18 protein-coding genes are annotated in these 21,567 nt (G+C 45.7%); 7 read left to right on the top strand and 11 right to left on the bottom strand.

Annotation, left to right across the window (positions count from 1 at the left end; genetic code table 11):
* The first annotated feature begins 1 nt into the window (after position 1).
* Positions 2-1,291 (top strand): putative lipid II flippase FtsW, encoded by a 1,290-nt coding sequence (gene ftsW / locus ACX9NY_RS03220; RefSeq protein WP_339256333.1) that lies wholly within the window; start codon positions 2-4, stop codon positions 1,289-1,291.
* 130 nt (positions 1,292-1,421) lie between these two features.
* On the opposite strand, the gene ACX9NY_RS03215 is transcribed toward ftsW, so the two are convergent.
* Positions 1,422-1,784 (bottom strand): Asp23/Gls24 family envelope stress response protein, encoded by a 363-nt coding sequence (locus ACX9NY_RS03215; RefSeq protein ID WP_017687428.1) that lies wholly within the window; start codon positions 1,782-1,784, stop codon positions 1,422-1,424.
* Between the two features lie 183 nt (positions 1,785-1,967).
* On the opposite strand from ACX9NY_RS03215, the gene cax reads away from it, so the two are divergent.
* Complete coding sequence (gene cax / locus ACX9NY_RS03210) at positions 1,968-3,038, top strand: calcium/proton exchanger (protein ID WP_339235714.1); 1,071 nt, start codon at positions 1,968-1,970, stop codon at positions 3,036-3,038.
* Between the two features lie 184 nt (positions 3,039-3,222).
* On the opposite strand, the gene ACX9NY_RS03205 is transcribed toward cax, so the two are convergent.
* The 5 genes from ACX9NY_RS03205 to ACX9NY_RS03185 all read right to left on the bottom strand — a co-directional run bounded on the left by ACX9NY_RS03205 (position 3,223) and on the right by ACX9NY_RS03185 (position 8,293).
* On the bottom strand, positions 3,223-3,516 hold the full coding sequence (locus ACX9NY_RS03205; RefSeq protein ID WP_017687426.1) for an Fpa/YlaN family protein: 294 nt from the start codon (positions 3,514-3,516) through the stop codon (positions 3,223-3,225).
* A gap of 224 nt (positions 3,517-3,740) precedes the next feature.
* A complete protein-coding gene (locus tag ACX9NY_RS03200; protein ID WP_036614658.1) occupies positions 3,741-3,986 on the bottom strand; it encodes an HPr family phosphocarrier protein in 246 nt (81 codons plus the stop codon).
* A gap of 96 nt (positions 3,987-4,082) precedes the next feature.
* Positions 4,083-5,198, bottom strand: coding sequence for an aminopeptidase (locus tag ACX9NY_RS03195; RefSeq protein WP_253439101.1), 1,116 nt, complete (start codon positions 5,196-5,198; stop codon positions 4,083-4,085).
* Between the two features lie 111 nt (positions 5,199-5,309).
* Complete coding sequence (locus ACX9NY_RS03190) at positions 5,310-6,200, bottom strand: hypothetical protein (protein ID WP_339235716.1); 891 nt, start codon at positions 6,198-6,200, stop codon at positions 5,310-5,312.
* A 101-nt stretch (positions 6,201-6,301) separates the two neighbouring features.
* The gene (locus ACX9NY_RS03185; RefSeq protein ID WP_339256335.1) at positions 6,302-8,293 is read right to left on the bottom strand and encodes a sensor domain-containing diguanylate cyclase; all 1,992 of its coding nucleotides are present in this window, start codon (positions 8,291-8,293) and stop codon (positions 6,302-6,304) included.
* Between the two features lie 465 nt (positions 8,294-8,758).
* Here ACX9NY_RS03185 and rpsD point away from each other — a divergent pair, with 465 nt between their 5' ends.
* The 3 genes from rpsD to ACX9NY_RS03170 all read left to right on the top strand — a co-directional run bounded on the left by rpsD (position 8,759) and on the right by ACX9NY_RS03170 (position 14,978).
* Positions 8,759-9,358 carry a 30S ribosomal protein S4 gene (rpsD, locus tag ACX9NY_RS03180; protein ID WP_062835377.1) on the top strand — a complete coding sequence of 200 codons (600 nt, stop codon included), beginning with the start codon at positions 8,759-8,761 and terminating at the stop codon, positions 9,356-9,358.
* 187 nt (positions 9,359-9,545) lie between these two features.
* Complete coding sequence (locus ACX9NY_RS03175; protein ID WP_472477031.1) at positions 9,546-11,651, top strand: methyl-accepting chemotaxis protein; 2,106 nt, start codon at positions 9,546-9,548, stop codon at positions 11,649-11,651.
* A gap of 231 nt (positions 11,652-11,882) precedes the next feature.
* The gene (locus tag ACX9NY_RS03170; protein WP_339235724.1) at positions 11,883-14,978 is read left to right on the top strand and encodes a transglycosylase domain-containing protein; all 3,096 of its coding nucleotides are present in this window, start codon (positions 11,883-11,885) and stop codon (positions 14,976-14,978) included.
* 185 nt (positions 14,979-15,163) lie between these two features.
* On the opposite strand, the gene acsA is transcribed toward ACX9NY_RS03170, so the two are convergent.
* Positions 15,164-16,888 (bottom strand): acetate--CoA ligase, encoded by a 1,725-nt coding sequence (gene acsA, locus ACX9NY_RS03165; RefSeq protein WP_339235726.1) that lies wholly within the window; start codon positions 16,886-16,888, stop codon positions 15,164-15,166.
* A 296-nt stretch (positions 16,889-17,184) separates the two neighbouring features.
* On the opposite strand from acsA, the gene ACX9NY_RS03160 reads away from it, so the two are divergent.
* Complete coding sequence (locus tag ACX9NY_RS03160) at positions 17,185-17,817, top strand: GNAT family N-acetyltransferase (protein WP_339256341.1); 633 nt, start codon at positions 17,185-17,187, stop codon at positions 17,815-17,817.
* Between the two features lie 108 nt (positions 17,818-17,925).
* On the opposite strand, the gene ACX9NY_RS03155 is transcribed toward ACX9NY_RS03160, so the two are convergent.
* The 4 genes from ACX9NY_RS03155 to ACX9NY_RS03140 form a co-directional block, all read right to left on the bottom strand.
* Positions 17,926-18,621, bottom strand: coding sequence for a 5'-methylthioadenosine/adenosylhomocysteine nucleosidase (locus ACX9NY_RS03155; protein ID WP_339235730.1), 696 nt, complete (start codon positions 18,619-18,621; stop codon positions 17,926-17,928).
* Positions 18,622-18,741: 120 nt separating this feature from the next.
* Entirely contained in the window at positions 18,742-19,755 is a 1,014-nt protein-coding gene (gene ccpA, locus ACX9NY_RS03150; RefSeq protein ID WP_036614690.1) for a catabolite control protein A, read from the bottom strand.
* A gap of 92 nt (positions 19,756-19,847) precedes the next feature.
* On the bottom strand, positions 19,848-20,195 hold the full coding sequence (gene ytxJ / locus ACX9NY_RS03145) for a bacillithiol system redox-active protein YtxJ (protein WP_339235732.1): 348 nt from the start codon (positions 20,193-20,195) through the stop codon (positions 19,848-19,850).
* A gap of 122 nt (positions 20,196-20,317) precedes the next feature.
* Positions 20,318-20,731: a hypothetical protein gene (locus ACX9NY_RS03140; protein ID WP_339235734.1), complete on the bottom strand. Its 414-nt coding sequence runs from the start codon at positions 20,729-20,731 to the stop codon at positions 20,318-20,320.
* Positions 20,732-21,005: 274 nt separating this feature from the next.
* On the opposite strand from ACX9NY_RS03140, the gene ACX9NY_RS03135 reads away from it, so the two are divergent.
* A complete protein-coding gene (locus tag ACX9NY_RS03135) occupies positions 21,006-21,530 on the top strand; it encodes a type 1 glutamine amidotransferase domain-containing protein (protein WP_339235737.1) in 525 nt (174 codons plus the stop codon).
* The last annotated feature ends 37 nt before the right edge of the window (positions 21,531-21,567 follow it).

Below are 21,567 nucleotides of genomic sequence, written 5' to 3'. Positions count from 1 at the left end.
GATGAAACAACAAACGGCCCAAACGAAAACGAAGAGAGGCACGCCGGATTTTCAACTGCTAATCCTCACTTTATTGTTGGTGGGCTTTGGACTGGTGATGGTATTCAGCTCCAGTTCCAGCATTGCAATCGCAAGCGACAGATTTAACAATGATGCCCTTTACTTCACGAAAAAACAACTTATGTGGGCGATTATCGGTCTATTTGGCATGTTCTTTGCCATGAATATCCGCTTCAACAAGTACAAAAAGCTCTATGCACCCTTTTTCCTGATCACTACGGTCATGCTGGTGATTGTTTTGATCTCAGGCGCAGTATTGAACGGTGCACGAAGCTGGATTCACATTTTCGGCTTCAGTCTTCAGCCTGCGGAATTCGCCAAAATTGCTATCATTCTATATCTCTCTGCTCTGATCACCAAAAAAGGTGAGAAATTCAGAGTTTTCAAGACAGGTTATTTTCCCGTCTTGTTCATCGTTGGATTCATCGCAGGACTGATCATGCTGCAACCAGACTTTGGTACCACCTTCATTCTGGTGTCCACTTGTGGTCTCTTGATTTATGCCGGTGGAGCCAGTATGAAACATATCTTAGGTTCGATTCTCTTGGTTGTACTCGGTGGAGCCCTGGCGTTCGGAGCAAATTCCCTATTTTCTTCCATGTCTCCCTCCGACACGACGACCGCTACAACAGCTGTCACTGCGGAGCAGAACTACAAGATCGGACGTATCCAAGCTTTCCTGAATCCATTATCCGATATTAATGGCGGAAGTCTTAACCTCTACCGTTCCCTTGTTGCCATTGGTGATGGCGGCATGACAGGTTCCGGGATTGGACAAGGTACGATGAAGCTTCACTATTTGCCAAATGCGTATAATGACTTTATTTTCTCCGTCATTGGTGAAGAACTCGGGTTCATCGGAAGTACATTATTCCTGCTCGTTTACCTGTACTTCATCTGGCGAGGAATTATTGTCTCTCTCCGCTGTCCCGATCCATTCGGAACATTGGTCGGCATTGGCATTATGGGATTGATCGCGATTCAGGCATTTATCAACATCGGTGGTGTAACTCAAACCATTCCGGTGACGGGTGTCACGCTTCCGTTTATCAGTTATGGGGGTACCTCACTCTTTGTGATGATGGTCGCCATGGGCATTCTGCTCAGTATCTCGCGCACCAACAATCTGGACGTAATCAAGGAAGAGAAAACGAAGTCCGTGACTGTACAGACACAGACTCGTACCTCTCCTGCTCTTCGTTCACGGGAGTCCATTCGTCGGATTCGGTAAAAAACAACATAAAAAAAGGCTGTGCACCTAATGGATGCGCAGCCTTTTTGTGTGTACTCGTTTGACAATTCTGTCTATCAAGATGAAGAACAGGTTGATGTATCCTGTTCTCCATTGCGGATTGCGATGTCTACAGATCGTCGCCTTTGAAAGATACGCCTTCTACCTTTACATTGACTTCAACCACGCGTAATCCGGTCATGGTCTCTACCGCTTCTCTTACGTTCTGCTGAAGCATACGGGAAACTTCATGAATCGGGGTTTCGTACAGGACGATGATGCGCAGGTCAATGGCTGCTTCCAGCTGGCCGACCTCAACGCTCACGCCTTTCTGTACGTTTTTACCGCTGAGTCGCTTCGCCCAGCCCTCTGACAAACCTCCAGACATTGCGGCAATTCCGGGCGTTTCCATTGCAGCCATTCCGGCAATTTTCGCAACCACGTCATCGGCAATCCGGATGTTTCCGCTCTCCAGTTGAAGTTGTTCTGCCATGCCACATCCTCCTTCACTTCGTTACTCGTATTTTAAATCCTTTCCACCCCAAAAAGCAAATTAAACTCAAAAAGATGCGTTTACAACCTACCACCATTTGGTTATATTGAAATATGAAAATAATCTCATAAGCGATTTACATGCAATTCAAAACAAAATAATTTTATAACCGAGGTGTTTGTTGTGAGAAACCGGATTTCATCCATTTTGCTGATTGTGTTCTTTGCACTCAGTGCCATCGCCCACTTCTTGAAATGGGATTCGATTCTACAGTTCGTGATATCAGCCATTTCGGTTATTTTTGTGGCCGGTTTTTTAGGCAAAGCCACCGAAAATGTTGCCCACTACGCCGGACAGCGGCTGGGTGGATTCTTGAATGCGACCTTCGGCAATGCCGCCGAATTGATTATTGCCATTTTCCTCGTTAAAGAGGGACTGTTCGACATGGTCAAAGCAAGTCTGACAGGATCCATCATCGGTAATCTGCTGTTAGTGCTTGGGTTAAGTATTTTTGCCGGGGGACTCAAGTTCAAAATTCAGAATTATAATGTTTCACTCGCAGGTCTGAATGGATCCCTGATGATTGTTGCCATCATTGCGCTGTTTATTCCGGCAGTCTTTCTCAATACACATTCCATTACACAGAAAGACACCAATACACTTAGTCTCATCGTAGCCGGATTGCTCATTCTCGCGTATATTGCCTGGTTATTATTCTCCATGGTGACGCATAAGAACTACCTTGCAGACGTCACTGAGGATCGCGATGAAGAGCTGCCGCATGAACATGCTCCGGCATGGTCCAAGAAAAAGTCTATTCTCTACCTGGTGCTCGCAACGGTCATGGTTGCCTTTGTCAGTGAATGGCTGGTCGGCACGCTTGAAGTCTTCACTTCGGAATTTGGACTTAGCGAACTGTTTGTCGGTGCATTCCTGGTGGCCATCATCGGTAATGCGGCCGAACACAGTGCAGCCATCATGCTTGCCATGAAAAATAAAATTGGAGCCGCCGTCGAGATTGCGGTCGGCAGCAGTTTGCAGATCGCACTTTTCGTAGCTCCTGTACTGATTTTTGTCAGCTACTTCACAGGCAGAACCATGGATATCGTATTTACAACCATTGAACTGGTCGCCATTGGCGTATCCGTATTTATTGCCAAGTCCATTACCCAAGATGGTTCAACCAATTGGTACGAAGGCCTACTCCTGCTCGTGGTATATATCATACTCGGCGTATCCTTCTTCCTGGTGTAACAAGGCCTTACGCATCCATCATCATAATAAACAAGCCACAAGAGGCAGCCCAATGTACATTTGGAGCTGTCTCTTTGCTTGTATACGCCTTCTGGCTGGCTTGTATCCCCATCCCCTTCAGACGCACAAAAAAAGCATGCATAAACGCCTGCATGCCTTCTATTCTGACCCGCGCATTTGCAGGCTATTGCTCATTCTTCTTGTTCAAGGCTTCATATAGAATTGCCAAATTCCGCTCAAGCGCGCTAACCAGCTGCTTACCTGCACCTTCTGGAAGGAGCCCTGCACGAACAGCAAAATCAACTTCCTTGGAGAACCCATACATCTGTGTATCCAATACTTCCTCATAGAGAGGGCAGTAGCGGGTAGCCAGATTCTCCATCTGTACTTCAATAAGCTTCTGTATTTTATCTGCATCTTCTTGAAGAAGACTGATCGCTTTCAAATTCAGCTGGTCCTGCAGATCAGATGAAGTCATGCATTTTTCCCCCCTATGTCCCAAAAATCGCGTAAAGACGTTCTACCTCTAATATTAGACGAAATGAAGAGCTAATACAAGAACCTGACCAAAATAAGAACGCAAAGTTAAGCCTGCTGTTGAACCTTAATCCTCCTGTTCCAGTCCCGTCCAGATGAGTATTCAGATCCTTCCATGCCAAAAAACACCCCTGCCAAAAAGGCAAAGGTGCTTCTTGAGAGCTATTACTCAGATGCGATGCTTACATTCAGTCCATGCTTGGCAAATACTTCTGACATGGCTGCTTTTGCTTCAACTGCATCTGGACCATGAACATGCAGTTCATAGCTGTGCGTGCTGATCAGCGTTGTAAACAATCCGAGAATACTTTTTACATCGATATACTTGTTCTCCGAATGAAGCACGATTGAAGAAGTAAACTTGCCTGCTGTTTGAGCAATTTCCACTACAGCCGCGTTATTACTCGACATAGGAATCCCTCCGTCTTTTTACGATTGGTATCATCTATTAATTACCACTACATGATACCGTGAATCCGCTTTCCTAGCAACAGCAAAATCCTGTTCCTATTTCAAACGGTCCGGATTCAGGCATTCCAGCTCAGGAATCACAAAAATACCGTCTTTACGAATCAGCACATCGTCAAAATAAATCTCCCCGCCGCCATAATCCGGACGCTGGATCAACACCAGATCCCAGTGGATGGACGAGCGGTTGCCATTGTCTGTTTCTTCGTAAGCCTGACCTGGTGTAAAGTGCAAGCTGCCTGCAATTTTTTCATCGAATAGAATATCTTTCATCGGATGCAGAATATGCGGGTTAAATCCAATTGCGAACTCACCGATATGACGAGCACCCTCATCCGAATTCAGGATTTCATTCAAACGCTCAGTATCGTTGCTTGTCGCTTCAATGATTTTCCCATTCTCGAATGTGAACTTGATATTTTCAAATGTCACTCCGTTATACAACGTTGGTGTGTTATAACTGATCGTTCCGTTCACGGAATCACGTACAGGGGCGCTGTACACTTCACCATCCGGAATATTTTTTTGCCCGGAACATTTCTCTGCACCGATATCTTTAATGGAGAAACTCAGATCTGTTTCCGGTCCGGTAATACGAACTTTATCTGTACGCTTCATCAGGTTAGCGAGCGAGTCCTGCGCTTTGTCCATTTTGGCGTAATCCAGGTTACATACGTCGAAGTAGAAATCTTCAAACGCTTCTGTACTCGTATTGGCGAGTTGCGCCATACTTGCGTTAGGGTAACGAAGTACAACCCATTTCGTATGTTTGACACGTTGTTCACTATGTACCGGGTGGGAGTACAATGAATTGTACATTTTCATTTTTTCTTCCGGTACATCGGACAGATCATTCACATTTTCTCCCGCACGAATACCGATATAACAATCCATCTGCTTCATACGGTTCAGATCAATCTCTGCCCATGTTTTCATCATTTCTTCGGTCGCATTTTTCAGCATAGCACGCTGTACGGTCTTATCAGTCAACTGTACAAAGACGTTACCACCTTTTTTGCCTACCTCTTCAATGATGGCGTTAATCAGATCACGTTCTGATCCAATCATCTCAACCAATACATTTTCACCAGGCTGCACATCTACAGAATAGCCCACCAGGCTTGCTGCAAGCTTTTGAATTCTTGGGTCTTTCATCTTGGTAAAATCCTCCTGTCTTCTGCCATGCTTGAATTGAACAACGGTAAATTACGATACTATTGTAGCACGCGAACAGTCATCCCGTCAGCAGGCAGTCCCTCACTTCGTTTATTGATATGACTTGAAGTTTACATCGGTGACAAGGGCTTCTTTGTTATTTTTACGGTTGTTGTCCGTGTAACTTACCTGACTTTCAGAGGATAAGCGAAGAGGCAGACTGCTCTTCCGATCTACGGTGAGATGATATACCGTCTGTACGCTCGCTTGTTTCATCATCTGTTGCATCGTTATTTCACCTTGTTTCCAAACTTGATCCAGATCCTTCTCAAGCTTCTCTTTACGTGCGCCTTTCACCGTAGAAGCCTTATGCATATATTCTGCCCGAATGGCGTTCATTTCGTCGTTCAGCTGGGCTACAGCCCATGTTTTGGCATCTTCCGGTGCAAGTTCAATTCGTAATGTTCTGGTTCGACGACCGGCCCCATATTCGGATTGAATGGTTTTGTTCATCTTGTCTATTTTCTCCATCTGGGCAATTGGATTAAAGCGGGAAAGAGAACCACGAAGCGGCTCATGTTGCGCTGATAATGCCATCCACTGCCCTTGTTTCCGCTCGAAAGAGGCGCTAAACCCACTGGGCTGTCCATTATTTTTTACGGCAGTCGTATGAATGCCTGTGCCCACAGCAGTTACTTCTCCAGGTAATCGGGTCTGAAGGGTCAGGCGGTCATGATTCTCCAGCTTTCCTTCGAATTTGAACTGATTCTCGAACAATCCACTGTTCTCCCGTCGAAGTCCTGCTTCTCCTTCAAAACTTAATGTTTCTTTTCCCGCTATCCCCGATAAAGCCAGGGAAAAAACCTCTTCGGGCGTTCGATCTCGCTGGATGAATCCACAACCCGGGACACCAATCATCAAGATGCTCACTAATAACCATAACGTACGTACCGAATGGCGGTTAAGCATGTCTATCTTCACCCTTCCATGAACTTTCTCCATAGATTGCCCCGCCCGTATATGCTTATACTTCCTTCTATACACAACTTGATCACGAATACATAAAAAAAAGAGAACGACTCCGCAAATGGAATTGTTCTCTCTTAACGCGTTATATCCTGTTCCTCTACAACAATTCTGTTCCGACCACCATTCTTCGCGCTGTACAAGGCCATATCAGCCCGATAAAACAAAGACTCTACGCTAACCTTCTCATCCATCCAATTCCACTCTGCGATGCCACTGGATACCGTAACGAGTGGTCTGGTCTCTTCTGCAACTCTCTTTCGAATCACTTCCGCATAATCCAGCGCCTGACGTACACTCACCTGCGGCATATAGATCGCGAGTTCTTCTCCACCCCATCTGGCGCATATATCCTCCGTGCGAACCGAACTGGTGACGATCTCACTCACTTGTTTCAGTACTTGATCGCCAGTCTGGTGTCCAAAGGTATCATTCACCTGTTTGAACTGATCAATATCCACCACAATGAGGGAGCCACAGAATTCATGAGCCTGTCGCTCGTGAATGACACTATCCAGATAATGCCTCACGTACAGACCTGTCAACATATCCAGATTAGCCAAGCGCCGAACCTCGGCGTGTAACGTGGCATTTGACAGCGCTAGCCCGATATGGATGGACAACATCTGTAAGAGCCGATAATTGTCATATGAAAAATAATGCTCTCGACTGTGTCCCAGCAAAATGGCTCCCTTCACTTCACCATTAACTCTAATCGGTGAAGCAATCAGTGACATAGATCCCGTATCTTCCATGAAAAAGGAGGAGACTTTATCATATTGCGCATAATTGGTTATAATAAGCGGTTCCTCTGTTCGATACACCAAGCCTGCAATACCGTAGTCCACAGAAAAAGATTGGTGAAATACATCCTTCACATTGGATGACATGACTTCGAAGTCGTTTGTACTATCATTGAGTTGAAGAATGCAACATGTTTCAGCCTGAAATATTTCCTTCAACTCCTGCTCGGATAATTGATAAATCTCCGAAAGGTGCAGGCTCTTGTTTAAACGCTGTGTAAGATCATTGATTAGACGAAGTTCCTGAATCAACATATTGGATTGTTCGTGCAACTTGGCGTTCTCAAAGGCCGTGCCTGCAGTGTCCACCATCATGGTAATCAATTGCAAGTCCGATTCTTCCATGATCTCTTCATTCATTTCAATATGGAACACACCGTATATGCCTTGTTTTCCTTTCAGCGGAATACCTACATCTACAATGCGGTCTTCTCCATCATCGGAACGAGCAACAATCAGTTTGCCTGCCATAAATGAACGTACACAGATATCTTCTCCCCGCTCGTGGACAAGCAACGGTTTAATCCGTGGATTATAGTTGCTCTGATCCTGAGACATATAGAGTTTGATATAGGTGGCCGGGTACAGGTAGTCCATACTGTCAAATACCTCATCCAATATGGCCTCGACATCCATTTTGTCATGCATTCGCTGAACAATCTGAAAGAGGATAGACCTCCGGTGTTCCTCACGCGCTGTTTGTTCATGAGCATGTAACAGGTCCGTCATAAATATGTATTCAAATCTTCGGTAAAAGCAGGTGCGGTAATGCAATGCCTCAGATCGAACCACAGCTTCAGACGTTTCATATCGATTGGATTCATAGATCACAGCAGTGAATACGGCAAACATATCCTTGTTCGTTCTGGAGAATAAGGGGTGTGTTATCAGGAGATATTCTCCATGGTCGCTAGTCCCTCTGAGAGACAGGGCCTGTCTTTTATCCAAACATTCCAATACAAGCCTGCGTGCATCCAACCCTGGATCAGCCTCATGATCACGATCGTACCCTACACAATCGCCTTCCGTGTTCCATACGCTGTAATAGGTTGATCCCTTGTCTAGGCCTGAATCTGCTTTGGAGTTCCAGTCACTGTATGCCTGCTCTAGCAAGCTGCCCAAATATGAAAAATCAAAAGGTGTGATATCCATTTTTTGCATCCACAACACATGCTCTTCATGAGAACGAGGAGCGGAAACAGATGCGGAATCGCCCGAACTTCGTGAATTCAAGCTGGCAGGTAAACTTCTTAGATGTTCTAACATGTCAGGCGCTCCTTTGCACCGTTTTTGCATCCACCAGGATGCATTAATCTGCAGACGTTATCGCAAACCTGCAAATTCGTCACGATAACCTTATTACATAAAGATGATTTAAAGTTAAGATACAATCTATTTTACTCTGTTTAAAGCTTTTTTGCATCCATATTTCAGAAAATTGTCCCATTATTTTAGGCCCAATGACCTATCGACAAATTTAGACGTTTTTTTGCTTTTATTCTACGCTTGACTTTGGTTCTCTTAAACTGTAATATAAATTGTTGATGAAGACTACTAATGGGTCTTTAAATTTGGGCATTACCGGTTGTGTCACCCTCATTCTTTTTGTTGCTTTCAGGACAGCGGCTGAACTTTCCTGATCGTTCTATGCGAGGCCAAGCCCGCATCAACAAATTGGAGCGCAAACAGAGCCCTAATATGAACTTTAACTAAAAAGGAGCTACTTTAAACATGGCACGTTACACTGGTCCTAAATTTAAATTGAGCCGTCGCCTCGGCATTTCCCTTAGCGGAACAGGCAAAGAATTGAAACGTCCTTTCCCTCCAGGTCAGCACGGAGCTAACCAACGCAGAAAAATGAGCAACTACGGTATGCAATTGCAAGAAAAACAAAAATTGCGCCACATGTACGGTTTGGGCGAGAAGCAATTCCGCACACTGTTCTCTAAAGCTCAAAAAATGCAAGGTATTGCCGGTGAGAACTTCATGTTCTTGCTTGAGTGCCGCCTTGACAACCTCGTTTACCGCCTTGGGTTTGCTAACTCCCGCGCTGGAGCGCGTCAGTTGGTAGCACACGGTCACGTAACTGTAAACGGCAAAAAAGTCGATATCGCTTCTTACCAAGTAAGCACTGGCGATGTAATCGGCTTGCGTGAGAAGAGCCGCGCTCTTTCTTCCGTTAAAGAAGCTTTGGAAGGCCGTTCGCATCTTCCAGCTTACGTTGAATACAACGAAGCAGCTGTAGAAGGTAAATTCATCCGCTTGCCTGAGCGTGCTGAATTGTCCCAAGACATCGATGAAAAACAAATCGTCGAGTTCTACAACCGTTAATCGTTGGAATCACATTAAAGTTTCAATCCAAACAGCTGTCGAGATTTCCTCGACAGCTGTTTTTCTATGCTTTTTTCTATTTATCTTCATTAAAAGACCTTAATTAACGATATAAAATATAGACTCCCTTTAGGAGAAGCACACATCCATACAATCATCACAAGAGTTACATCAAGGGGGATTACACATGATTTTTTTTCGCAATCGCAAGCTCGCTGTTAAGCTGGGACTTTTACTCGGGATCGTATTGCTCTGCTGTATTGGAGCCCTGATTGCATTTAACACCAAATCGATTTACGACAAAAGCCTGCAATACGGGGAAACCGTTGCGGGACAAGCAGCGAATCGTGCTACGAACGAGTTCATGACAGACATGAACCAGGTCAAAAACACATTGGACACCATGAGTATCACGTTATTGGATGCCGCTAAGAACGGCTCACTCAATCGCGAGGAAGTCGTTAGACTTCTTGAGCAGTATCTGAAAAAGGATGAGAAAGTTTTTGGCTTTTATGCGGGCTGGGAACCGAATGCCTTTGATGGAAACGATGCGAGTCACGTCAATAAAAATGATTATGATGATGCTACGGGTCGATTTGTTCCATACGCCATACGGGACGGCAACTCTCTGCATTTTGAGCCGCTCACGACCTATGAGGGAAACAGTGAAACCAGTACATATTATCAGCTGCCCAAGAAAACCAAATCCATCTATTGGTCAGAGCCTGTTACCTATACGGTTGGCGGGAAAGAAACACTACTCGTTTCGATTGTCCTCCCTCTCTTGGATGAAAACAACACTTTTCTCGGTATTGTTGGGGCCGACTTTACCATTGATCGTTTTCAGCAAAATATAGCATCACTTAATCCGGATCAAGGTTATGCCATGCTGATTACTAGTGAAGGACAGATCGCTGCGCACGGCTCCAAACCGGAACTGGCTAATGCAGACGCCGTCATTCCACCTGATATGAAGACGGTCATTCAGCGTATACAGTCCGGCGAGTCTCAGTTTTATGCCACTGATCCCGAAGTAGGGGAAGAGCTGTTTATTGCTGAACCTGCCAGGTTACAAGGAACAGATTCGAACTGGTATCTTGTATCAGCACTGCCAAAGAGCCACATTCTTCAACCCTTCTATGACAGCTTGAACTGGTCCATACTGATTGCCGCACTGGCTGTACTTCTGCTTGCAGGTGTGGTTACCTACACCATCATCTCCATTGTTAGACAATTAAATCAAGTTAATATCGTCGCTGGGCAGCTGGCTGGCGGAGACTTGACACAAAAGTTACCTGTTCGATCCAAAGATGAATTTGGCGTCATGGCAGGTCATATGAATCAGATGATGGATACCCTGCGACATACCATATCGGTTATATCCGAACATGCTCTATCTGTAGGCTCAACTTCTCAACAGTTGACCGCAGGTGCCGAAGAAACAGGTAAAGCCGCCGAACTGATTGCCCTAACAGGAGTCGAACTTGCAGATAAAGCAGGTAAACAGGTGCAGGAGCTGCAAGAGTCCTCCCGTTCCATGAATGAAATATCTGTCGGGATCGGAAGAATAGCAAAGGCCGCCTCCGATGTATCCGATTCATCGCGAACGGTGGCCGAACGAACAACCGTCGGAAGTGGTAAGATTCAGTCCGCCATGCGCATGGTCGATAGTGCCACTTCATCTGTGCAGACATCGATGACCGCACTGGAGAATTTCCGCCAACGTTCCGAAGAGATTGGCCATATTACAGGCATGATCACGGAAGTTAGCCGTCAAACCAACCTACTCGCACTTAATGCTTCCATTGAAGCATCACGAGCAGGGGAACACGGACGCGGGTTTGGCGTTGTTGCTTCCGAGATTCGTAATCTGGCTGAACAATCCAGAGTATCAGCAGCGCAGATTGCAGCGTTAATTCATAGCGTTCAGCAAGAGGTCCTTTCTCTCGTTGAAAATATGGAACATGGAAATTCCGAAGTTATTCATATTGCGGACGTGATTAATGAGAGTGGTGAGCTCTTCCTCTCCATCTCATCACAGATTTCAGATGTTAATGTGCAGATCGAGCATGTCTCAGCCATTGCACAGCAGATGTCAGCTGGATCACAGCAGGTTGATGCCACGTTGGAACAACTCAAAACCATCGGTCATGAAACAGCAGATCATGCAACTCGTGTTGCTTCTGCCTCTGAAGAACAACTCGCATCCATGGAAGAGATTACGGCGGCATCTGCCTCTCTGGCTAATCTTACCCAGGAACTCTTAGAACTGATTCAACGTTTCAAAACCTGATGTAAAAGACCTCCAATACGACACATCATTCAGGCCACCCTATGCACCTCAGCATGGAGGTGGCCTGCTTATATTTTGGCTTACAACTCATGAAATGTGCTTCAATATCGCATGATATATAGCATAATGCATGGCAGAATGGCAAATTTCGACCATTACTTGTATTTCTCAGGCATGCAAACCCGCCTTTTTATGCTATAATAAGTGCTGTTAAAAGGAGGAAGACACTGAATGGTTGATGTTAATAAGAAAAAGCCCGATGAACAGCCTGTACGCAAGCGCAGCTTTGCCCGCAGACTGGGAAGTTTCGTCAAATGGATGGTTGTCCTTGGATTTATGGGGGTACTATTTGTAGGCGGTGCTTTGATGGGATACGTCAGTTCCATTGTGAAAGACGAGCCTGTCCGTTCAAGGGCCCTGATTGAACAAAAAGTCAGCGAAAACTCCATCACAGGCTTTGCTTACTTTGCCGACGGCAGTCCGATCGGTCAATTACGTACGGAAGAAGACAGGCGTCCGGTCACTACGGACCAGATCCCACAAAAGGTTATTGATGCAGTCATTGCGATTGAAGACAATCATTTTTACGAACATAAAGGTGTAGACATGAGCGGAACACTACGTGCCGTGAAACAAAAAGTGCTGAAAGAATCAGTACAAACCGGCGGTAGTACACTGACTCAGCAATTGGCGCGTCGTGTATTTTTGAATCTGGATCGCACGGAAGATCGAAAAGTGAAAGAAATCTTGCTCTCACTTCGACTCGAACGTTTCCTGACCAAAGACGAGATCATGACAGCCTATCTGAACAAAGTTCCTTTTGGTAATGGTTCCAGCGGATACAACGTTTATGGAATCAAAGCGGCCGCCAAAGGATTGTTTAATATTAACGATCTAGAAAAAATCAACATTGCTCAAGCTGCTTATCTTGCTGGATTGCCACAACTCCCCTCCTCTTACTCCGCTTTTAACGGTAAAGGTGATTTTGTAGAGGAAAATTTTGACCGCGCAATCAATCGTCAGCATCTGGTATTACGTCGTATGCTTGAACTGGGCAAGATCAATCAGTCCGAGTATGACGAAGCTCTTGCTTTTGATATCAAAAGTTCACTCGCTCCGAAGACCATCAAGGCTTACAATACTTATCCATATCTTATGATGGAAACGGAACGACAAGCTGCACAGATTTTGATGAAACAATTAAATTCCGACACAGCTGAATCTACAGACAAAGGTACGGATGCCGACACACCTCAGAAGGAAAGCAGTGCATTATTAGAGGAAGCTCAGACGCAACTGCGGACAGGTGGATATCGCATCTACACGACCATCAACAAAAGTATCTACAAAACGATGCGTACCATTGCGGAAGATGACAGCAACTTCTCAGCAGATGATCCTGTCAAAGGAAAAGAACAAACTGCTGCCATGCTGATTAATCACAAAACAGGTGCTATTCTCGGCATGATTGAAGGACGGGATTTCCAGGATGAACAGATGAACTACGCAACGCAGATGATACGTCAGCCAGGTTCAACGATGAAACCAATAGCCGCTTATCTTCCTGCGTTAGATGAAGGTCTTGTTCAGCCAGCTTCAATTATTGATGACTCACCGATCATTTTGAAAAGCGGTCCGAGCGGGTACCACATTGCAAAGAACGCTAACAACCGGTACCAAGGACTTGTTACGGCCCGCAGAGCACTGAATTACTCACTTAATATACCGGCTTTGAAATTGTTCAATGAAGAAGTCGGAATCGACAAAGCGTGGGCTTTCGCCAAGAAATTAGGAATCACCACGATTCAGAAGGAAGACTATCAGGCTCAAACTGGTGTTCTCGGAGGTCTCCAATACGGTGTAACCGTTGAAGAGCTGACCAGTGCCTATGGTGCCATCGCCAATAATGGTGTATATAATGATTCCTACATGATTAGCAAAATTGTAGATTCCAAAGGCAACATCGTCTACAAACACGATACGGAACCAGTTCAGGCCTTCTCGGAGCAGACAGCATACCTGATGACCGATATGCTGCGGACTGTTATTACAGAGGGAACGGCAGATAAAGTACGTGAAAATTACAAATACTCGAAAAGTGTACCGATTGTAGGTAAAACAGGTTCCACTCAAAACTATGCAGATGTTTGGTTTGAAGGCTATACACCTGATGTCACACTTGGCGTATGGGTTGGATACAAACAGCCGGTGAATACGCTGGAAAGCAAATCACAGCGGAAACGTGCGCAGCAACTGTGGTCGAAAATCCTGAATGAAGTGATCGATACGCAAAAAGATCTGTTCGTCACGGATTCGTTCAAAAAACCATCTGGGATCGAAACGCGTACGGTATCGGCTTACAGCGGCAAGTTGCCAACATCCATGACTGACAAGTTTGTTACGGATATTTTCAACAGCAAGTTTGTTCCGAAGGATAGCGATGACGGTGTCGCCAAAGCCAAATACATTACTTACAATGGTGTAAACTATATTCCGCGTGATGGAACACCTTCGGACATGTTGAAGGAAAAAACAGTAATCAAGCGTAAAAAACCAATCTCGGATCTCATCAAAGAATTGCAAAATGCTTTCTCACGTATGAGTCGACATGAGTCACTTGCTTATTACCTTCCTGAAGATGCGGATGCAGACATGCCGACACAGATTGATCCAAGAACAGATAACGGCAAAACTCCTGATGCACCAGGTAACGTACGAATCTCAACCTCGGGTGACACAGCTGTCATTACATTTAATGGCACTCCTGAGAACGATGTCGTGGGTTATCGTCTGTATCGATCTGTGAACGGTGGAGGATTCCAGAACCAAGGTCAGGTCGTCCTGACCGGTGAATCCAGATCATTCTCTGCTTATGCAGCGCAAGGCGGCAACTTCGCCTTCTATGTAACCGCAGTGGATGTCGCTGGCAGAGAATCTTCTCCTAGCGCAACCGTAAATAGTGCCGGAAGTGTAGCTCCTCCAGTGGAAGAAGAGATTAATGAGCCGATTGAAGTTCCAGGTACAATTGTTACTCCAGGAGAAACGCAGACCGATAATACAACAACGACAGCCCCAGGCACACCTGGTCAAGTCAGCGTATCTGCTCTATCTCAAGGGCTGCGCATTCAATGGGCGTCCACGCCAAACGCAGATAGTTATACTGTATTTTACAGTGAAACAGGCTCGGCCTACACCAAAATTGGAACGACAGCGGGCAATACCATGGATTATGGCGTACCCGCATCGACCAGTGGATGGTTCAAGGTATCTGCCAGCAACAGCGCAGGTGAATCCGAACCTTCCGCGGCTGTACATTTTCAGCCCTGATTTAGGCAAAGTTACCCCAAAAAAAGCCGCACCCTCAGATACGATCTGAGGGTGCGGCTTTTTATTTGTACTTGCATCAGCTAAAAAAGCCTGCTTTATGCCACTGGCATAAAGCAGGCTTCTACAACCACAACCGATTCCTCATTGATAGAGTCACCGGAATTTGGCTTCGTAGAGTATCAACGTTAGTCTTCAATGGTGGATAGATCTCCTGCCGGAAGATCTAGCTCCCAGGCTTTCAGCACACGGCGCATGATTTTGCCAGAACGTGTCTTAGGCAGTTTATCCTTGAACTCGATCTCACGCGGAGCAGCATGGGCAGACAGGCCCTCTTTGACAAAACGGTAAATCTCTTCTTTCAGCTCCGGTGTCGCCTCATATCCTTCACGAAGCGCCACAAAGGCCTTGATGATCTCCCCACGTGTCACATCCGGCTTACCGATTACACCCGCCTCTGCCACCGCAGGATGCTCTACGAGCTTGCTCTCCACCTCAAAGGGGCCGATGCGCTCTCCTGACGAATTAATCACATCATCAATCCGTCCCTGGAACCAGAAGTATCCTTCTTCATCCATATAAGCAGAGTCACCGGATACATACCAGCCCGTAAGCCTGAAATACTCCTCGTATTTCGCAGGGTTATTCCAGATCTTGGCCATCATGGATGGCCAAGGTGCCCTTATGGCCAGATTACCCATACTGTACGGCGGCAATTCCTGTCCGCGATCATCAATAATGGCTGCTTGGATGCCAGGCAACGGACGTCCCATGGAGCCAGGCTTGATCGGCATTCCGGGATAGTTACAGATCAGCTGTGCACCTGTTTCCGTCATCCACCATGTATCATGAATTCGCTGACCATAGGCTTTCCATCCCCAACGAACAACCTCCGGATTGAGCGGTTCACCGACAGACATGACATGACGCAGACTGCTCAGATCAAACTGGGCGATGGTCTCTTCTCCAGCTCCCATCAGCATACGGAAGGCCGTTGGTGCACTGTACCAGATCGTGACTTTATTCTTCTGGATGGTGTTGTACCAATCTTGAGGACTGAAACGACCGCCACGTATTACATTGGTCACTCCGTTGAGCCATGGAGCAAAGATACCGTAAGAAGTCCCTGTGACCCAACCCGGGTCTGCCGTGCACCAGTACACATCATCCTCACGCAAATCCAGAACAACCTTACCTGTATAATAGTGCTGAATCATGGCATTTTGAACATGGTACACCCCTTTGGGTTTACCCGTAGAGCCTGAGGTATAATGAATGAGCAAACCATCCTCACGATTCAACCACTCTACTTCCATCTCATCCGAAGCGGCAGACATCTCTGCATCAAAATCGATGAGTCCTTCTTCCGTCTGCTCGCCTCCACCCACAATAAAGATATGTTTGAGTTCAGGCAACTCGGAACGTTTGATGCGTTTCAATAATTCCGGAGTTGTGACGAGCGCTACTGCTCCGCTATCCTCCAGCCGATCCTTCACTGCCGTTTCCATAAATGCTTCGAACAACGGGCCCGCGATGGCTCCAGCTTTCAATATTCCCAGCAGACTAAAATACAGTTCAGGACTTCGAGGCATAAAAATAAATACCCGCTCTCCTTTGGCTATGCCATATTTGCGGAGAACGTTCCCGAACCGACTCGACTGTTCACTCAGATCAGCAAAAGTATAGGCCTCTTCACGTGAAGCATCGCTATACAATAAAGCGGTTTTGCCGCCCCTTCCTTCCAGTACATGACGATCAATCGCTTCATGCGCCATGTTTACTTTTCCGCTGGCGTGCCACGTAAAATGCTGTTCCACCGATTCCCAATCGAACCGGCTTCTCGCCTCCGTGTAATCGCCCAGATTAGATTCAGACACAACCGTTTGCAGCATCTCACCATGTGCTTGACTCATGCTTGCCAGCCTCCTTCAACTCGACATTTCGATTCCCGTTAGGGCTCAATTCTCATTGCCTTTGTGTTGACTGAACTTCCAGTTAGCGCTTACATTAGTAGAGAGAACTTCTCATCATGTACTTGCTCGGCCAAACAGATGTTAACCATACTGTATTGAATTGTGAACATTTTTTGTCTACGCAATTATAGCAAATCTTTTCAATTGTCGTCTATGGCTTTTCAATTTTTTGGATTTTTGCTATAGCTGACACTTTGAACAACCTCTATAAGTAGGGAGAGAGAGGAGCATGAACCATGGAACATATCAAAGAACATCATATGCGTTCCATCTTCAAGTCCGGCCACCACATTACTGTTGAAGGCCCCGTGCAGGCCGAGGAGATTACCCGTCTTGCCTTCCATCCGGATCTGGATGCCTTTCGGCGACCAACGGAGCAGCAGGAAGCTCTGGCCGAGATCGCAGCATTACCTGAAGGGCGAATTATCATTGCACATGAAAATGAAACGATTATCGGTTATGTAACCTTTCACTATGCGGATGATTGTGAACGCTGGTCCGAGGGCAATATGACTGATTTGATAGAGCTTGGGGCAATCGAGGTTGCGGACGACTATCGCTCGCTTGGCATTGGACGTGAGATGTTGCTTACTGCTTTGGAAGATAAATACATGGAGAACTATATTATTTTCACCACAGAATATTATTGGCATTGGGATCTGAAGGGCAGCGGACTGAATGTATGGGATTATCGCAAAATGATGGAGAAGCTGATGCAAACGATCGACATGACTTGGTATGCAACAGACGACCCTGAAATATGTTCACATCCTGCAAACTGTTTGATGGTACGTATCGGAAGTCAGGTGCCGATCACATCGGAAGAACAGTTTGATCGTGTACGCTTCCGCCATCGGTTCATGTATTAATTCGATGATCTGTTCGAAAAACGATATACATAACAAAAACCGCCTCTCGAAGCTTGATCCATACTTCATGGAACAGCTAATCGATAAGCGGTTTTTCTTGATGCGCCTTTACATATTTTCTAACATATGCTCCACAATACGATGCGAACGCTGGGAAGATTCCACGGTAAATTCAGCAAAGTTGACATGCGCCGAGCCATCCGCTTTATCTGACATTCCACGCAGGACAACAAATGGTACACGATTCATGTAACAAACCTGAGCGACTGCTGCCCCTTCCATTTCGGCACATGCACCGTCCATTTCGGTATATAACATGTTAACGGTATCTTTATTGGCAATAAACTGGTCTCCCGATAATACTTTACCAATCAAATAATGGGCCCCCAGCGCTTTACATGCCTCTTCAGCCAGTGTAATAAGCGAAGCCTCGGCAGGGAATGCAGATGTCTCCTGGTAAGGAATAACCCCGCGTTTAAACCCCAGTGGCGTTACATCCATGTCGTGCTGAACACATACGGATGATATAACCATATCTCCAATATTCAGCTCCGGGTTAACCGCCCCCGCAACACCTGTGAAGATAATGCGATTCACCTGAAAACGATCAATCAAAATCTGTGTCGTAACCGCTGCATTTACTTTACCTACGCCGGATTTGCACACGACAATTTGCTTGCCCAGCCATTCGCCTGCAACGTATGTAATCCCGGTCTGTTTGACCGTCTCAAGCTGTTTCATACCTGCAAGCAAAAGCGCTACTTCCTCATCCATCGCTCCGATAATGCCAATCGTTTCACGCATCTTCTGATACCTCCTGTTTTCACTTTCAACCTCATTCAGCACAAAAGCTCCGTCTCCGGAGCTTTCGCATATCCACTATGTAGAGAGAGAGGTTTCTCTCTTTCCTGTATATAATCCCGATTACACTACATCTGCATGACTTACAGAAAGACGAAGAATCGTTTCATGCGGCAAAATAACCCGTGGATTCTCCACATTTTCCTTCTTCATCAGCTTGGTCAGCAAACGCATCGCAACTGCGCCAAGATCGTACATTGGCTGTGCCACTGTCGTCAACTGAGGACGCACCATGGAAGCCATACGGATGTTATCCACACTAATAATGGAGAAGTCATCCGGTACTTTCAGACCGTCATCCTGAATGCTGTGAATGGCACCAATAGCCATTTCATCTGTTGCAGCAAAGATAGCTGATGGTTTTTTCTTGAGTCCAAGGAAATATTTCATCGCTTCAACACCGGATTCATACCGATAGTTACCGATTCGAACAAGATCCTCCTGGTATTCGATCCCGGCTGCTTCCAGTGCTTTTTTGTATCCTTGGAAACGGGCATAACCATTCGCTGGATCTTGCAGTGTACCACTGATCATCGCAATTTCCTTGTGTCCATGACGAATCAGGGTGTTTACCGCATCAAACGCTGCTGCTTCATGGTCAATATCCACGGATGGGAATGTACCCTTCTCATCACTCGTTGCACAAAGTACGATTGGCACAGCAGCAGACTGGAACGCCTGAATGTGTTCGTCTGTTACTGTTCCGCCCATGAAGAGCAATCCATCCACTTGTTTTTCGAGCAACGTGTTAATAACACGAATTTCTTTTTCTTTCTTCTTATCTGCATTACACAAAATAATGTTGTAGTGATACATATTCGCAATATCTTCAATTCCGCGGGCAATCTCCGCGAAGGTTGAGTTCGAAATATCCGGAATAACGACCCCGACCGTGGTTGTCTTCTTGCTTGCCAGACCTCTGGCTACCGCATTCGGACGATATCCCAATCGTTCGATGGCTTCATATACTTTTTTCCGCGTTTGCGGTTTGACATTAGGGTTATTATTAACTACCCGTGATACCGTTGCCATAGACACTCCAGCTTCACGTGCCACATCATAAATGGTTACCGTCACAGTACTTCTCTCCATTACCAGTAAATTTTCATACCATTTTCATTAAGATTTATATTACGACAAATTTTTGCATTAATCAATTAAAATAGGCTTTAGGACTCACTCAAAACATTCGTAAGTGTAGCTCTAGTAATATCTGAATGGGAAGTATGCCATACAGGAATTCCCTTTTTAATCAGGATCGCCTGTGGAGATTCATGCTTAACACCCAGTTTCTCTGCTGCTTCATTCGATACCGGGCGATCTTCCACAACATAGATGATACCGTATTTCACATTTTCATTGGCATTATTATGCAAATAATCGTTCATCTCCTGATAAGCGTTCGAGCTGATCGGACAGCGCGTACTGTGCTTAAACAGAAGCAAGGGTTGATCCTCGGTAGCCTCTACTGCGGAGTTTAGCTGTTCAATACTTGTCATTTTAGTCATGTCAGCCATTAGATATACATCCCCCTTTACCAGGAATACCGCTATGTTGAGCGTTTTCACTCTTCGATATCTTAACAAAAAGCGCGCGAAAAAGCCAATTTTCATGAAAACAAACATTTTGCACGTCAAAATTAGACAGCATTCGAGAAGTACTCCTGCCACACAAATCCGGATAATTGACTTAACCTGCGCTCCGTGGTCTCTATCCAAACTGTATCTCCAGACTTCGTTGCGTAACCCATGATGTCCAGCAACAGATTGATACGTTCCTCTACCGCTTGCTGCATCCGATATTGCATCTCCCGATCGGTCGCATCCGGCCAGGCCAGCAGTTGCTCATGAAACAGGTCTGCCAATTCATTACGTTCACCAAAAGATACGTCCTGCTTCACGGGCTGTTCACCCAATGTACTAATGCATTCTGTTAAGTCCGGCTTGACCGGAGGAAGCACTTCGTATGATACACAGTCTGTACACGCAAATACGGGTACGTTTCGAATCTCCACTTTTTTGGCGTATACTACGGTTCTTAATTCCAACTCCATTACATGTCCACATCTGCACGACTTGCGCACACCCTCACCTCATTCGTTCTATACTCTATATAAGTACCATTCGACCTATTTCGGCTCAAATCCTGCTGCAAAAGAAAGGTTGCACAAATTACCACTCCCTCCAGGTGAAGGTTGTCGAATGCAGGTAATTACTGACTTGTAATCGCTTCCTCCACACTGCATATGCACAACCATGAAGTCCCTTGTAGAATCTGTTACAATTAGAGACGCGACATACCTAATTACAGCAAAAGGAGAGATGAACATGAGATTAACCGGTAAAAAAGTCATCGCTCTGGTCGATGAAGAATTCGAGGATTTGGAATTATGGTACCCTGTGCATCGTGTTCGTGAAGAAGGTGCAGAAGTGCATCTTGCTGGAGAGAAAAAAGGAAAAACCTATATTGGCAAATACGGTGTGCCTGCTGAAGCTGAATATAGTTTCGATGAACTGGACAGTTCAGAGTACGATGGCATTCTTGTACCAGGCGGCTGGGCGCCAGATAAGCTGCGTCGTTATCCCAAAGTTCTGGAACTCGTGAAGGAAATGAATGCAGACCGGAAACCGATTGGACAGATCTGTCATGCAGGATGGGTACTAATCTCTGCCAAAATTCTGGACGGAGTTACGGTAACCTCTACACCAGGCATTCGGGATGACATGGAAAATGCAGGTGCGATCTGGAAAGATGAAGCGGTTGTTGTTGATGGACATATCATCTCGGCACGTCGTCCACCGGACCTTCCACCTTACGGCAAGGCATTCTGTGATGCCCTCGCTGACAAGTAAAAATAACCCCACTGCGCTCTCATACACAGTGGGGTTA

This window comes from Paenibacillus sp. CB74 (assembly GCF_055687625.1).
This window is presented reverse-complemented; position numbering and strand designations above follow the sequence as displayed.